The sequence below is a fragment of the Fontibacillus forbon genome, assembly GCF_046559655.1.
Taxonomy (GTDB): domain Bacteria; phylum Bacillota; class Bacilli; order Paenibacillales; family Paenibacillaceae; genus Fontibacillus.
On sequence record NZ_JBKGFV010000011.1, the window covers coordinates 26,412 to 40,602 of the forward strand.

The 14,191-nt window shown below is 52.1% G+C and carries 12 protein-coding genes; 9 read left to right on the forward strand and 3 right to left on the reverse strand.

Annotated elements, in window-relative coordinates:
* The first annotated feature begins 36 nt into the window (after positions 1-36).
* The 4 genes from hisS to ACLB09_RS25065 all read left to right on the forward strand — a co-directional run bounded on the left by hisS (position 37) and on the right by ACLB09_RS25065 (position 6,599).
* Positions 37-1,281, forward strand: a complete 1,245-nt coding sequence (gene hisS / locus ACLB09_RS25050; protein WP_410772542.1) for a histidine--tRNA ligase — start codon at positions 37-39, stop codon at positions 1,279-1,281.
* A 59-nt stretch (positions 1,282-1,340) separates the two neighbouring features.
* The gene (aspS, locus tag ACLB09_RS25055; protein WP_410772543.1) at positions 1,341-3,119 is read left to right on the forward strand and encodes an aspartate--tRNA ligase; all 1,779 of its coding nucleotides are present in this window, start codon (positions 1,341-1,343) and stop codon (positions 3,117-3,119) included.
* A 376-nt stretch (positions 3,120-3,495) separates the two neighbouring features.
* The gene (locus ACLB09_RS25060; protein ID WP_410772544.1) at positions 3,496-4,248 is read left to right on the forward strand and encodes a tRNA threonylcarbamoyladenosine dehydratase; all 753 of its coding nucleotides are present in this window, start codon (positions 3,496-3,498) and stop codon (positions 4,246-4,248) included.
* A gap of 182 nt (positions 4,249-4,430) precedes the next feature.
* Complete coding sequence (locus ACLB09_RS25065; RefSeq protein ID WP_410772545.1) at positions 4,431-6,599, forward strand: HelD family protein; 2,169 nt, start codon at positions 4,431-4,433, stop codon at positions 6,597-6,599.
* On the opposite strand, the gene ACLB09_RS25070 is transcribed toward ACLB09_RS25065, so the two are convergent.
* Together ACLB09_RS25070 and ACLB09_RS25075 are read right to left on the reverse strand one after the other, a co-directional pair.
* Complete coding sequence (locus ACLB09_RS25070) at positions 6,586-7,296, reverse strand: HNH endonuclease (protein WP_410772546.1); 711 nt, start codon at positions 7,294-7,296, stop codon at positions 6,586-6,588. The genes ACLB09_RS25065 and ACLB09_RS25070 overlap by 14 nt on opposite strands.
* Positions 7,297-7,467: 171 nt before the next feature.
* On the reverse strand, positions 7,468-7,767 hold the full coding sequence (locus ACLB09_RS25075; RefSeq protein ID WP_410772547.1) for a CD3324 family protein: 300 nt from the start codon (positions 7,765-7,767) through the stop codon (positions 7,468-7,470).
* 389 nt (positions 7,768-8,156) lie between these two features.
* On the opposite strand from ACLB09_RS25075, the gene ACLB09_RS25080 reads away from it, so the two are divergent.
* Together ACLB09_RS25080 and ACLB09_RS25085 are read left to right on the forward strand one after the other, a co-directional pair.
* Complete coding sequence (locus tag ACLB09_RS25080; RefSeq protein ID WP_410772548.1) at positions 8,157-9,467, forward strand: replication-associated recombination protein A; 1,311 nt, start codon at positions 8,157-8,159, stop codon at positions 9,465-9,467.
* A 6-nt stretch (positions 9,468-9,473) separates the two neighbouring features.
* The gene (locus ACLB09_RS25085; RefSeq protein WP_410772549.1) at positions 9,474-9,605 is read left to right on the forward strand and encodes a hypothetical protein; all 132 of its coding nucleotides are present in this window, start codon (positions 9,474-9,476) and stop codon (positions 9,603-9,605) included.
* Between the two features lie 196 nt (positions 9,606-9,801).
* On the opposite strand, the gene mnmA is transcribed toward ACLB09_RS25085, so the two are convergent.
* Positions 9,802-10,941 (reverse strand): tRNA 2-thiouridine(34) synthase MnmA, encoded by a 1,140-nt coding sequence (gene mnmA, locus ACLB09_RS25090; protein WP_410772550.1) that lies wholly within the window; start codon positions 10,939-10,941, stop codon positions 9,802-9,804.
* Positions 10,942-11,245: 304 nt separating this feature from the next.
* On the opposite strand from mnmA, the gene cymR reads away from it, so the two are divergent.
* The 3 genes from cymR to ACLB09_RS25105 all read left to right on the forward strand — a co-directional run bounded on the left by cymR (position 11,246) and on the right by ACLB09_RS25105 (position 14,148).
* Positions 11,246-11,665, forward strand: a complete 420-nt coding sequence (gene cymR / locus ACLB09_RS25095) for a cysteine metabolism transcriptional regulator CymR (protein ID WP_114494456.1) — start codon at positions 11,246-11,248, stop codon at positions 11,663-11,665.
* 228 nt (positions 11,666-11,893) lie between these two features.
* Entirely contained in the window at positions 11,894-12,775 is an 882-nt protein-coding gene (locus ACLB09_RS25100) for a glycosyltransferase family 2 protein (RefSeq protein ID WP_410772551.1), read from the forward strand.
* A 221-nt stretch (positions 12,776-12,996) separates the two neighbouring features.
* The gene (locus tag ACLB09_RS25105; RefSeq protein WP_410772552.1) at positions 12,997-14,148 is read left to right on the forward strand and encodes a cysteine desulfurase family protein; all 1,152 of its coding nucleotides are present in this window, start codon (positions 12,997-12,999) and stop codon (positions 14,146-14,148) included.
* Positions 14,149-14,191: the final 43 nt, after the last annotated feature.

Genomic DNA, 14,191 nt, shown 5'->3' on the forward strand with positions numbered 1-14,191 from the left:
AGAAAATGATAAATGCAAAGGATGGAGGATGGGAACATGGCGTTTCAAAAACCTACGGGTACGCAGGATTTGCTGCCGGGTACCGTGGAGAAATGGCAATTGATCGAAGAGAAAGCCCGGGACTTGTGCCGGCGTTTTAATTATCGGGAAATCCGTACGCCGATTTTTGAACAGACTTCGCTGTTTGAGCGGGGAGTGGGCGAAACGACGGATATCGTGGAGAAGGAAATGTATACCTTCCAGGACAAAGGCGAGCGGTGGATGACGCTGCGGCCGGAAGGGACGGCCGGCGTCGTTCGTTCTTATGTGGAAAATAAACTGTACGGTGAGCCTGATGTAACCAAGCTATACTATATCGGACCCATGTTCCGGTATGAACGGCCTCAAGCAGGGCGCCAGCGTCAGTTCCACCAGTTCGGGGTAGAGGCGTTCGGAGCGACCGATCCGGCGATTGATGCGGAAGTTGTAGCCCTAGGCTTCCAGTATTGCCGTGAGCTTGGACTCAAGGACGTAAAAGTGGAGATCAACTCGGTCGGCAATCCGGCCAGCCGGGAGGCGTACCGCGAGAAGCTCCTGGCCTTCCTGTACCCGATGAAGGACAGCCTGTGCAAGGACTGCAAGTCACGGATGGAACGCAATCCGCTGCGGGTACTGGACTGCAAGGTCGATCAGGACAAATTCGGCGGGGCGCCATCGATTTTGGACAGTCTTGATGAGGAATGCACCGCCCATTTTGCCAAGGTTCAGGAACTGTTGACGGCGATGGAAGTGGATTATGTCATCAATCATCGGCTGGTGCGCGGATTGGATTATTACACGCATACCGCGTTTGAATATAAAGCCCAAGGCATCGGTGCGATCGACACGATCGGCGGCGGCGGCCGGTACAACGGCCTGGTGGCTGAAGTCGGTGGACCCGACCAGCCCGGAATCGGCATGGCACTCGGCATGGAGCGGATTGCGCTCATTCTCGAGAAGCAGGAAATCGGGCTGAGCGGCATCAAACCGCTCGACGTTTATCTCGTTGCCCTAGGCGAAGCCGCCGATAAGGAAATTACGACCCAACTGTTCAATTTGCGCAAAGCCGGCTTCTCTGCCGAACGCGATTACCTGGGCCGTAAAATGAAAGCGCAGATGAAATCCGCTGACCGCATGCAGGCCCGCTTTACGGCCATTCTCGGGGACGATGAACTGGAGCGCGGGGAAATCGCGTTGAAGTCGATGGAAACCGGAGAACAGCGTACCGTTAAACTTGCGGAACTGGTAAATGAACTCAGATAAACGCTTGAAATGGATATAAGTTTTAAAAATATATATTTGCGAAGGAGTTAGAAACTGATATGAAACGTACTCATCAATGCGGTACACTCAGCACCGCGAACATCGGAGAAACCGTAACACTGAACGGTTGGGTTCAAACCCGCCGCGACCTCGGAGGTGTCTTGTTTATTGACCTGCGCGATCGCAGCGGACTCGTCCAAATCGTTTTCAACCCGGCTTATTCCGGAGAAGCGCTGCAAGTCGCCGATAAAGTGCGCAGCGAATACGTGCTTGCCGTTAGCGGCAAAGTAGTAAAACGGGACGCCGAAACCGTCAACCCGAATTTGCCGACCGGCGAAATCGAAGTGCAAATTACGGAGATCGAAGTGTTGAATGCGGCCAAAACGCCTCCGTTCTTTATCGAAGACGGCGTCGAGGTGGATGAAGCGCTCCGCCTGAAATACCGTTACCTGGACCTGCGTCGTCCGGAAATGCAAAAAACGCTTTGGCTTCGTTCCAAAGCCTCTAAAGTATTCCGCGATTTCCTGGACGGCGAGGGCTTTATCGATGTGGAAACCCCGATCCTGACATTGAGCTCGCCAGAAGGCGCGCGGGATTATCTCGTGCCAAGCCGCGTACATCCCGGCGAATTCTTCGCTTTGCCGCAATCGCCGCAATTGTACAAACAGCTGCTGATGGTGAGCGGCGTTGAACGCTACTATCAAATCGCCCGCTGCTTCCGTGACGAGGATCTGCGCGCTGACCGCCAGCCGGAGTTCACGCAGGTCGACATCGAGACCTCCTTCCTCAGCCGGGACGAGCTGCTGGATTTGATGGAAAAGCTGGTTGTCCGCCTGTTCAAAGAAACGAAAGGGATCGATATTCCTACGCCGTTCCAGCGCCTTAGCTATGCCGATGCCATGGGCAAATACGGTTCGGACAAACCGGACTTGCGCTTCGGCCTTGAGCTTGTGAACGTGAGCGATCTTGTGGCTACCAGCGGCGTGAAGGTGTTTGCCTCCGTGATCGAAAAAGGCGGGGAAGTTAAAGTACTTAACGCCAAAGGCTGCGGTACTTGGAGCCGGAAGGATATCGACGATCTCGGTCCGTTCGCGGCGCGTTACGGAGCGAAGGGACTTGCGTGGATTCAAGTGAAGGAAGGGGAATTCAAGGGCCCGATCGTCAAATTCTTCACGGAGCAAGAGATCGAAGCGTTGAAAGAACGCACGGGTGCGGAAGAAGGGGACTTGCTTCTCTTCTCGGCGGACAACAAAAAAGTGGTTGCCGACGTTTTGGGCGCTCTTCGCTTGAAAATCGGCCGCGAGCTCGGTTTGATCGACGATAATGTTTATAAATTTGCCTGGGTTGTCGACTTCCCGCTGCTCGGCTGGGACGAAGAACAGAAACGTTACGTTGCGGAACATCATCCGTTCACCCGTCCGCGCGAAGAAGATCTGCACTTGTTCGAGACCGATCCGGGCCAGATTTTGGCACAAGCCTATGACCTCGTATTGAACGGTTATGAAGTGGGCGGCGGATCCATGCGGATTTACAAGCGCGATATTCAAGAGAAAATGTTCGATGCGATCGGAATTTCGCCTGAAGAGGCACAAGAGAAGTTCGGTTATTTGCTGGATGCATTCGAATACGGTACGCCTCCGCACGGCGGCATCGCCTTCGGTTTGGACCGTCTGGTCATGCTGCTGGCGGGACGCTCGAATCTGCGGGAGACGATCGCCTTCCCGAAAACGGCAAGCGCCACCGACCTGCTTATGAATGCGCCGTCCGAAGTGGATCCGCGTCAATTGGAGCAACTTCATATCAAGCTGGCTAAGAAGCCGGTTGAAGACAAAAAGTAAATTTGGCTTTGAAAAAGCATGATGCTGATAAAGCGCGGGGGATTAATCCCCCGCGCTTTAAATTTGCATTGATAAAATAATGAGCCCTTTTAATTAATCGCGGTCTTTATCAGGCGGTCTGGACGATGAAGATCGTTTATTCCGGTCGGGATTTTCGGAATTTTCGAGATGCGTAGCTTGCGGCATCTTGAGGAACGTCGGGCGGGATGGTATTATGACAAACAGGACAATCATCTGTATGTTAAGCTGCAGTCGACCGATCACGCAGAAGCGGATTTCATCGTCAAAAGGGAATTCAGGATCTCAGCAGATGATGCTAATACATGAAGGGCCTATCATGAAGGATAAGCCAAACCTATCTGGGAGGTAGCAAACCATGCTTCATCAATTTTCACGGACAGAGCTTGCCATTGGAGCCGAGGGCCTCGACATTCTGAAAAAGAGTACGGTAGCGGTGCTCGGTATCGGCGGCGTGGGTGCTATGGCGGTCGAAGGGCTGGCGCGAACCGGAATCGGACGTATTATACTGATCGATAAGGACGTTGTCGATATCACCAATATTAACCGGCAGATTCACGCCTTGACGACGACGATCGGCCAGAAGAAAGCGGATCTGATGTGCGAGCGGGTCAAGCTGATCAATCCGGAGTGCGAGACAATCGCTTTGAATATGTTCTACACCGAAGAAACCTATGAAGAACTGTTTAAATATGATATCGACTATGTGCTGGACGCCTCGGATACGATTATTTACAAAATCCATCTGATCAAGGAATGCCGCAAACGCGGGATTCCGATCCTTTCCAGCATGGGAGCTGCAAATAAGATGGATCCTACGAAGTTCCAGGTCGCCGATATTTCCAAAACCCATATGGACCCTATGGCCCGCGTAATTCGTACCAAGCTGCGGGAAGACGGGATCAAAAAGGGCGTTAAGGTCGTTTTCTCCACGGAACAGCCGGTTAAGCCACGGGCAGACGTAACGGAGAAAATCGCACCGGCCGGAGCCAAGATCCGCAAGGCCAAACAGCCGCCGGCCAGCAATTCGTTCGTGCCGCCCGTCGTGGGCTTGATCATGGTCAGCGTAGCCGTGCGGGAACTGCTTGAAGCGGGGGAAACGCAGGGATGAAAGCCGGAGCTGATCCATGGGATCTGACCGGCAATGAAGTTACGCAGACTCGGATTTTCCGGGTCTGCGTTTTTCCCGTTATTCGCTTTTTACATGAACGAATGCTATAATATAACTCCTTTTGACTTCGGAAAAGTAAGCCGGAGAGCAGACGGAATACTAACCTTAGGAGGTAACTGAAAGTGGACCATTTTCAAAGTGCCTATCAAGAAGAGAAAGAGCGGCTGGACCGCACTCTCCGCGATATTGAAGGCCAGTTGAAAGCGCTGCGGAGCATTCCCGTCTACACAGGGCATGACTTTACCGAGCAAGTGCTGGAAGCGGGCAGGGAATCTCACAGGCAGCAACTCGAACGGTCAGTCCGTGAGCCCTATTTCGGACGGCTGGATTTTGAGGAACAGGGTAAAGAAACACAACCTCTTTATATCGGCAAAGTTGGCGTAGGGGATCAAGACGGCGGAAAGCCGGTCGTCATCGATTGGCGAGCTCCGGTGGCGAGCTTGTTCTATTCCTTTACCGGCGGCGATTCTGCCGCCTATGAAGCACCGGAAGGCCTGATTGAAGGCCTTGTTTATTTGAAGCGGAACATCGTCATCCGCAAAGGAATTTTGGATCGGGTAGTGGACACTTACAACAAGAACAGCGAAGGACCGGCGGTCTCCGATGAATTTCTCGTCTATCGTCTCGGGGAGAACAAGGACAATCGTCTGCGCGATATCGTTTCGACAATCCAGGCGGAGCAGGATCTGATTATCCGTGCCGCCAGAAATACCGCACTTATTATTCAAGGGGTTGCCGGCAGCGGAAAAACGACCGTAGCGCTGCACAGGCTCGCCTTTTTGCTGTACCAATACAAGGAGCAAATCAAGGCAGAGCGGATGGTTATCTTTGCCCCGAACCATATGTTTATCGATTATATATCCGAAGTCTTGCCGGAATTAGGGGTCGGCGACATTCAGCAGAGTACCTTCGGCGATTGGGCGGCTCGGGTACTTGAGCTGGATCAGGCACCGGCCGATGGATCGGAAAGTCTGGCCCGCTGGTTTGATGGCGGGGACAAACGGCATGACGCTTCAAAGGATATCGAATTGCCGGGAAGGTTTAAAGGAGCGATAGCTTTTAAATCTATCCTTGACGACTATCTGGTAGAGATTGAATCCGGCTGTGTGCCCGAGAGCGATTTCGAACCATGGGAAGGGGCGAAGCTATCGCGTCAAACCATCGTTCAATGGTTCGACGGAGAATACCGTCATTATCCTGTCGCCCGTCGTAAAGAGCGCGTATTGGCCCGGATTCACCGATGGGTGGAAATGGAACTGAAGAAATCTCCTTCAGCCGCCGCGCTGAAAGAGCGGAAGAAGAAAGCGCAGCAACGGGAAAAAGCATACGCCAAAAAATGGCCGGAGCTTGAAGCCGTGGCATTGTATAAGGGGCTGTTTCATTCCGCCTTCACCAAAGCTAAAACATCCTCCGGAGATGATCTTGCTTTCGGGATCCCGAAAGCGATTGTGAAAGAGACGCAGGCATACCTGAAAAAAGGAGTCGTCCAGGAGGAGGATCTGGCGGCTCTGTTATACCTGTACTCCCGAATTTATGAAATTGAAGGGAGTATGACTTTCGACCACGTCGTGATCGATGAAGCACAGGATTTCAGCCCGCTGCAGGTTGCGGTGCTGGACCGCTTTGTGAAGGGCCATTCCTTTACCATCCTGGGGGATCTGTCGCAGGGGATTCACTATTATAAAGGAGTCCGCAGCTGGAAAGAGATGCAGGCGCTGTTCGCGCCGGAGGAGACGGCTTATTTCGCTTTAACGCGAAGTTACCGGTCGACGATGGAAATTATCGATTTTGCCAACGAGATTCTGAAACGCGGCGTCGGAACGGAACTGCTGGCCGTGCCGGTATTCCGCAGCGGAGAACCGGTGCGGGTAAACCAGGCTGCAGGAGAGGAACGTTTGACGGTTATATCGGACGTCTTAAAGCAGGTACTGACGGGAAGCCATCGAACGGTAGCTTTATTGACCCGGACGATGGAAGAAGCGGAGCAATTGCATGGCTATTTGAATGAAGCAGGCACGGGCGCCAATTTAATAGGCGGCGACCAGAAGCGATATGCCGGCGGGATTTCCGTGCTACCCGTCTATCTTTCCAAGGGACTGGAGTTTGATGCCGTCATCGTGACCGATGTGGACAAGGAACATTACAGCCCGAGTGACGCGCGCTTGCTTTATGTCGGCTGTACCCGGGCCCTGCATGAGCTTTGGCTGCTGCATGATCGGGATTTGCCCGGTTACGTGCCCGGGCCTGAAGATGACGCCGAAACGACAGATTACGCTCCTATTTCCCAATAAAATCTTCCAGGCTCCGGTCGGCTTTGCTCTGATTGCATTCGTTGCAGGCACAAACGCAGTTCATCGGTGTGGTATGCCCACCCTTGGCTTTCGGCAGCAGATGGTCGATCGTATCGCCGTAGCCGCCGCAAAAAAAACAGGTATGGCGGTCGCGTACGAGGATGTAGCGGCGAAATGCCTTATTGCTGTATAGGCGGCGGATCGTATGACGGTTTACTACGACTGCCGCATGCTCCTTCACCAAAGTGACGGCCAGTTCAAGGTCGACTTCCTGATGCCAGCGGCTGCCTTTGTCCGTGCGCCCGCGCATGCGGATCTTGCCTTGCCGGTTCGGACGCAGCACCGAGGCGTCCGGGCCTTCTACGGGAAGCGGGGCAGGCAAAGCGCGCGTTGCCGCCCGGCGCTGGGGCTTCACCGCAAGCTTTTCCGGTGCAGGGAATTGCGTATTCGGCTCTGTACGCGAAGGTATGTCGGGGGACGGACTAGTTACGGTTGGTAAAGCCGCCGTTTGCTCCAGTTTTTTCAGTTGGGCCCGGCAACTGCGGCATGTGCCGCGGCGCGAACCCTTGGCGGAATGCTTGCCGGTTCTTCTGAGGAAATCGGACACAGGTTTAATCTCGCCACAGCGCGCGCAGCGTTTGGAGCCCGCCTGGGAATCACTTCGGCTGGATATTCGGCTTTGATTGTCTTGGTTCATCTGCATTCGTCCGGTTACCTCGATTCAATGGAGTTCCAATTTCGTTTTTTGATCATTATGTATATTATACCTTCTGCCTGCTATAACTCCTACCGCCATTGAAAAAAATGAATAAGTAACAGAGACAACAATAAAGGCCGCCCTCAACTTGACTAGGGACGGCCTCTTGGCTTATTCAGTAACTGTCGCCGCTTCTCTGAGCGAGGAGCGCATTTTGCAAACAATTTTACGGATGCTTTCATCGGATAGAAAAAACCTTTCCGCCAAATCGCTGACAGAATGTCCGGTGCGGTATAGCGAGAATATTTCTTCGTTTCTTTTGGCCATTGATGTGCGGGTTCCGCTGAGTTCTCCCCATAACGCTCTGGAACAATCCGGTTTGGGGATATAGAGCAGCTCGCCTTGAATATAATCCTGGAGCTCTTTCAGCAGCCTAGGGGGAAGCACATCCTTCCCGTTTTTGTAGTTCACGATCATGATCCTCCTTGATCCGTTCTGTTAGTGACGGTTTGAGTTGGAAAAATTGAGTGTACATGGTCGTAAATCCCCCTTTCGGCATAGTTTGAATTTTCCTTATTTTGCTTATCTTGCATCTATCTTAACATAGACCGGTTCAAACGGAAATAAGAGGGGCAATAAGCCCCTCGTTGCATGAGCTACCGCATTACGCGGTAGCCACCTCACTCACTGTAATCACTTCGATCAGCCCCCTTTCCAGTGATTCGTCGGCCCGACATCTATATTAACTCATATTCCCGGACCGGAAGGAAGCTAAAGAACGTTTATAAATGTTTTTTACCGGGCGTGTGCTAGAATAGATAGAGTATAGTGGACAAACAATGATTCAAGGAAGTGAAGTCATGGATTTATTCTCTTACCGCCAGGATCAGGATCCATCCGGACGGCTGCTTGCCGACCGGATGCGTCCTACAACCCTGGACGAGTATATAGGCCAGGAAAACATCGTCGGCCCCGGAAAATTATTGCGGCGAGCCATCGAAGCGGATCAGGTTTCCTCCATTCTGCTGTATGGCCCTCCGGGATGCGGCAAAACGACGTTGGCCACCATTATTTCAAATCATACGCAGGCTGAATTCGTCCGGCTCAATGCAGTCGATGCATCCGTTAAGGACGTGCGCGAAGTCATCGAGAAAGCGCAGAATGATAAAGCTTTTTACGGCACGAAAACGATTTTGTTTCTCGACGAGGTACACCGCTTCAACAGTTCCCGGCAGGACGCCTTGCTGCCGGCGGTGGAGAAGGGAACGATCATTTTTATCGGCGCGACGACGGAGAATCCGTTCCATTACGTCAACGGGGCCTTGCTGAGCCGTTCGACGCTCTTCCAGCTGGAGCCGCTGACGAAGGAGCATTCGCTGATCGCGATGCGGCGGGCGCTGAGCGATCGGGACAAGGGCCTCGGCTTTATGAAGCTCGAGGCCTCGGAAGAGGCGCTCCGGCACATTGCGGAGATGGCCAACGGCGATATCCGCCGGGCCTTGAACGCGCTGGAGCTTGCCGCGATGACGACGCCGCCGGAAGAGGACGGCACCGTCCGCATTACGCAGGAGGTGGCGGAGGAATCGATCCGCCGCCCCCTGGTGAAAGCGGATGAGTCGACGCAGTACGACGTCCTCTCCGCGTTCCACAAGAGCATCCGCGGCTCCAGCGATGCCGCGCTGTTCTGGTTTCTCTACGCGGTAGAGAAACTGGGCATGGACCCGATGACGTTCATCCGGCGGCTGATCGCCGCCAGCAGCGAGGACATCGGGCTCGCCAACCCCCAGGCCATGGTGCAGGCGGTAAGCGCGCTGGAAGCTTACCGCAACAACGGTTGGCCTGAAGCGAAGCTGAACATCGCCCAGGCGATCCTGTTCGCCGTGGAGAGCCCGAAATCGAACGCCGTCGTTGCGGCGATCTCAAACGCGATGTCGGCCATGGACGAAGTCAAGTCGGCCGAGGTGCCGCTACATTTGCGGGACGCCCATTACAAAGGGGCGGTCAAGCTCGGACACACCGGCTACAAGTATCCGCACGATTTCCCCGGGCATTACGTGAAGCAGGATTACTTGCCGCCGAATCTGGCCGGTCGGAGCTTCTATAAAGCGACTGAGCAGGGCAATGAAAGCAAGATCCGGCATAACCAGGAGCTGCGGCGCAGGGGCGATTAGCCCGATATGAAACGGTCCGGATCCGGGGCGGATCAATTGGTGCAGAATAACTGGATTTCCTCCAGTTATTTTGTCGTGATCACGTCGTTCGCAGCAATTAACTGGAAAACCTCCATCTATTTCGGAGGTTTTGCGTAGAGTGCAGCGTATTCGGTCTAATTAACTGCAGGTTTTACAGCTAATGAAGTACCAATAGCTGATTTCCCGATAATTAGCTGTAGATTATCCAGCTAATTGGGCCTTTTTGTCACTCAGCAAAAAGAAGCACCCGCGCTTTCCGGAATGAGACGCCGGAAAAAGCGCGGGTGCTTTATCTTAATGGTTGCTCTTGAAATTACCGGTGCAAGCCCAGTTCCGGAACGGGCAGCTTCTCCGGAACTTCAATGATGCCGCCGCCGAGGCAGACTTCGCCGTCATAAAATACGACCGCTTGCCCTGGCGTGATCGCTTTTTGCGGTCCGTCGAATTGCACGAACAAGGTGCCGTCTTCCCGCGCCGTTAGGGTCACGCCTTGATCCGGTTGGCGATACCGGAATTTGGCGGTGCACTTGAACGGCCCTTGCGGCAACTGGTCCGCTCCGGCGATCCAGTTGATGTCCGAGGCGGTCAATCCGGTGGAGTAGAGACTCGGATGCGTATCTCCTTGCACGACGTAAAGGATGTTCCGCTCGAGATCTTTTTCGGCGACAAACCACGGTTCGCCCGAGCCCGATCCGCCGATGCCAAGGCCTTGCCGTTGGCCCAGCGTGTAATACATCAGCCCGTCATGCCGGCCCTTGACTTCGCCGGTGGCGATGTCGACCATTTCTCCCGACTTGGCCGGCAGGTAATGGCTCAAAAATTCGCGGAAATTGCGCTCCCCGATGAAGCAGACGCCGGTGCTGTCTTTTTTCTTGGCGGTGTAAAGTCCGGCTTCTTCCGCAATCCGCCGCACTTCCGGTTTAGGCAGATGACCGATCGGAAACATGGCTTTGGACAGTTGTTCCTGATTCAGTGCATTCAAAAAGTAAGTCTGGTCTTTGTTGCTGTCCACGCCCCGCAGCAGTTTGAAGATTCCGTCTTCTTCCACGACGCGGGCGTAATGCCCGGTGGCTACATAATCGGCGCCGAGATCCAGCGCTTTGTTCAGAAACTCGCCGAATTTGATTTCGCGGTTGCACATAACATCCGGGTTCGGTGTGCGTCCCCGCTTATATTCCTCAAGGAAATAGGCAAATACTTTATCGTAGTATTCTTTTTCGAAATTGACGGTATAGTACGGGATATCGATCTGCTCACAGACGCGGCGCACATCTTCGGCATCCGCTTCCGCCGTGCAGTATCCGAACTCGTCCGTATCATCCCAGTTTTTCATGAATATGCCGATTACGTCATACCCCTGCTGTTTCAGCAGAAGCGCGGTAACCGAGGAATCGACCCCGCCGGACATGCCGACGACGACGCGGGTTTCTTGTATGGGTTTGGTCTTGTTCATTTCATCACTCCTTCAGGCGCCTTGGCCTGATGTTATTTTACCATAGGCGGACGTTCACTTCGAGCCAATGGTTGAAGCGGCGCGAAACCTTCGGGATTTCGTTAAATATTGTCCGCGCCAGGCGAACAAATTATATAATTTATTCACCGATTTATTTTCCAAAACGAGATGGGATATGTTACGATAAACAAAGGTTAATGATAGGAATAGATGCATATGGAAATCCAGTTGTCTTTTCCTTAACCTTATTTGATCAAAGTTCAATTATATAAAGATTATTTGAAAATTGAAAGAGGTGGCTTCTTTGAAGATTTCCACAAAAGGACGCTATGGCCTGACAATTATGATGGAGTTGGCCGCTAAATTTGGCGAAGGACCGACTTCCCTCAAAAGCATTGCCGAAAAGAACCAGTTATCCGAGCATTATCTCGAACAACTGATCGCACCGCTGCGCAATGCCGGCCTGGTCAAAAGCGTTCGTGGCGCTTACGGCGGGTATATTTTGTCCCGCGAGGCAGGCGAAATCACCGCGGGTGACATTATCCGCGTATTGGAGGGTCCGATTTCTCCGGTTGATTTTACGGAAGAAGATGATCCGGCCAAACGTGATTTATGGCTGCGGATTCGCGATAGCATCGCCGAAGTGCTGGATTCCACGACCCTCGAAAACCTGATTTCCTTCGAGGAGCGAGGCGCCAAAGAAAATTATATGTTTTATATATAGTACGATATATGCGCTTAACTCAATAAATCGCTGTAGCTACATTAGTATAGCGGGAAAATGACCCGATTCGTTCAAGCGATTCGGGTTATTTTGTTCATAGCTTTTTTAGTGAGATTATGATGATTTCCCCACTCCAATAGGGAAAAAAGTACAACCGTACAGGAAGTCCAAACGTGACAAGCTTCACTCCCATATTTTATGATGAGTAACTTTTTGGGAGGTGATTTTATGCCGCGGGCTTCTATTATTATGCCGGTTTACAATAATGCGGACTTTGTTATGGAAGCGGTCGACAGCATGCTGGGCCAGACTTACAAGGATTTTGAACTGATTTTGATCGATGACGGTTCTACGGACGGCTCGGCCAGCCTGATTTCGCGAATCACGGATTACAGGGTCAGGAGAATTTATCATCAAAAAAATCAAGGCCTGGTTTCCACGCTGAATGAAGGACTCGGATTGGCAACCGGGGAATATATCGTTCGCATGGATAGCGACGATATCTCCATGCCCAACCGGTTGGAGCGTCAGGTCTCTTTTATGGATCAAAATCCGGACATCGGCTTAAGCGCCGCTGCCTTTGCCAGTTCGGGCGCAGAGAGACCTAAAGTAAATCCGGCTAACCATGAGGAAATCAAAACCTGGCTGCTGTTTCATTGCTGCATTTGCCATCCTTTAGTTATCATGCGCAACGATCTGGTTCAAAGGTTAGGAGTCCGGTATGACAGCAATTATCCGCATGCCGAAGATTATGAGCTTTGGAACCGGCTCGCATTTGAAACAAAGGTAGCCAATCTGCCTGACAACCTGCTATTTTATCGTCAGCATAGCGGACAAGTATCCCATCGGCACAAGGCCATTCAGGATGAATCCGCCCGGAGAATCCGGCAAAGACAGTTCTCGCAACTGGGACTTGAGTTGTCTGCCGAAGAAAATCAGATCATGCTGGATTTTGTGTTTTTTAGAATCAATCAATGGGATCAGCATAGTTATACAAGAGCTTTAGGTTTTGCGAATTGGGTACTCGAACAGAATGCGAAGTATAAGGTTTATGATCAACAAATGTTGAATCTTGCTTTTTCCCGTTGCATCTCCAATCTTCCTTATTGATGCCGCTATTTTCCATTTTGTTTATTATAGTTAATAAGCTGTACAAATTTGGGGAATACGATTAATATGGATAGGCACCAGTACAGTAAATAGCCTTTACATTTTGCCGAGATACGCATAACATAGATGAGCTAACATGAAAATGCCGTCCCGGAAGGGACGGTATTCCATTTAAAGATAACCTGTAAGGTGTACAACCTCTAAAACAAGGTGATGTAAAAATGAAAACCATATATTTGGATCATGCGGCTTCGACCCCGGTACATCCGGGGGTAGCGAAGGTGATGCTGGACGTCATGACGGAACACTACGGTAACGCGTCAAGCGTTCATTCCTTCGGACGCGCGGCCAAAAGGCTCGTGAACGGCTCAAGGGACAAGCTGGCCCGGTTTATTGGATGCCGCTCCGACGAGCTGGTATTTACGGGGGGCGGAACCGAGAGCGACAATCTCGCGCTGTTCGGGACAGCGGAGGCACGGAGTGACCGTGGCCGGCATATCATCACGACGGCGATCGAGCATCATGCCGTTCTTCACGCTTGCCGTCGGCTGGAAAAACAAGGATATGAAGTTACATATTTACCAGTCGACCGGTATGGACAAGTTAACCCCGAACAAGTTGAAGAAGCCATCCGGCAAGATACGATTCTGGTCAGCGTGATGTACGGCAATAACGAAACCGGAACGATTCAGCCGATCGCTGAAATCGGTAAATTGACTTCTTCCCGGGATATCGTTTTCCATGTGGATGCGGTTCAAGCAATGGGGGCCTTGCCGATTAACTGCCATGAGCTTCCTGTCGATTTGATGAGCTTTTCCTCTCACAAGATCAACGGACCTCAAGGTGTTGGCGTTTTGTATATCCGGCGGGAACTTTCCATCGAGCCCCTACTTTACGGGGGATTACAGGAGCGCAAGCGCCGGGCCGGGACGGAAAATATGGCGGGAATCGTCGGCTTTGCCAAAGCGGCCGAACTGGCCGCCGCACAACTTCCGGAGCGGGCAGCCCACGATGAACAGCTCCGCGAAGTTCTGATCTCGGCCCTGAAGCGTGAGATCGGAGAGGACCGGTTTCGTGTTAACGGCCACCCAACGCAGCGCCTTCCGCATATTCTTAATATCAGCTTTCCCGAATGCGATACTGAGACGATGCTGATGAATCTCGATATGGAAGGAATCGCCGTCGCCAGCGGCTCTGCTTGTTCCTCGGGTTCCCTGGAACCATCGCATGTTCTGGAGGCAATGAATCTGCCGCAAAATATTTTGAACTCGGCGATTCGATTCAGCTTTGGTTTGGGTAATACTACTGAAGAAATGAAACATACCGCCGAAAAAATTGGAACCATTTTGGAACGTCTTCGTAAAAGAAGATAATGGGCGTGTTTTGCAGTTTTTTCGGAAGGAGGTATTACGCGGT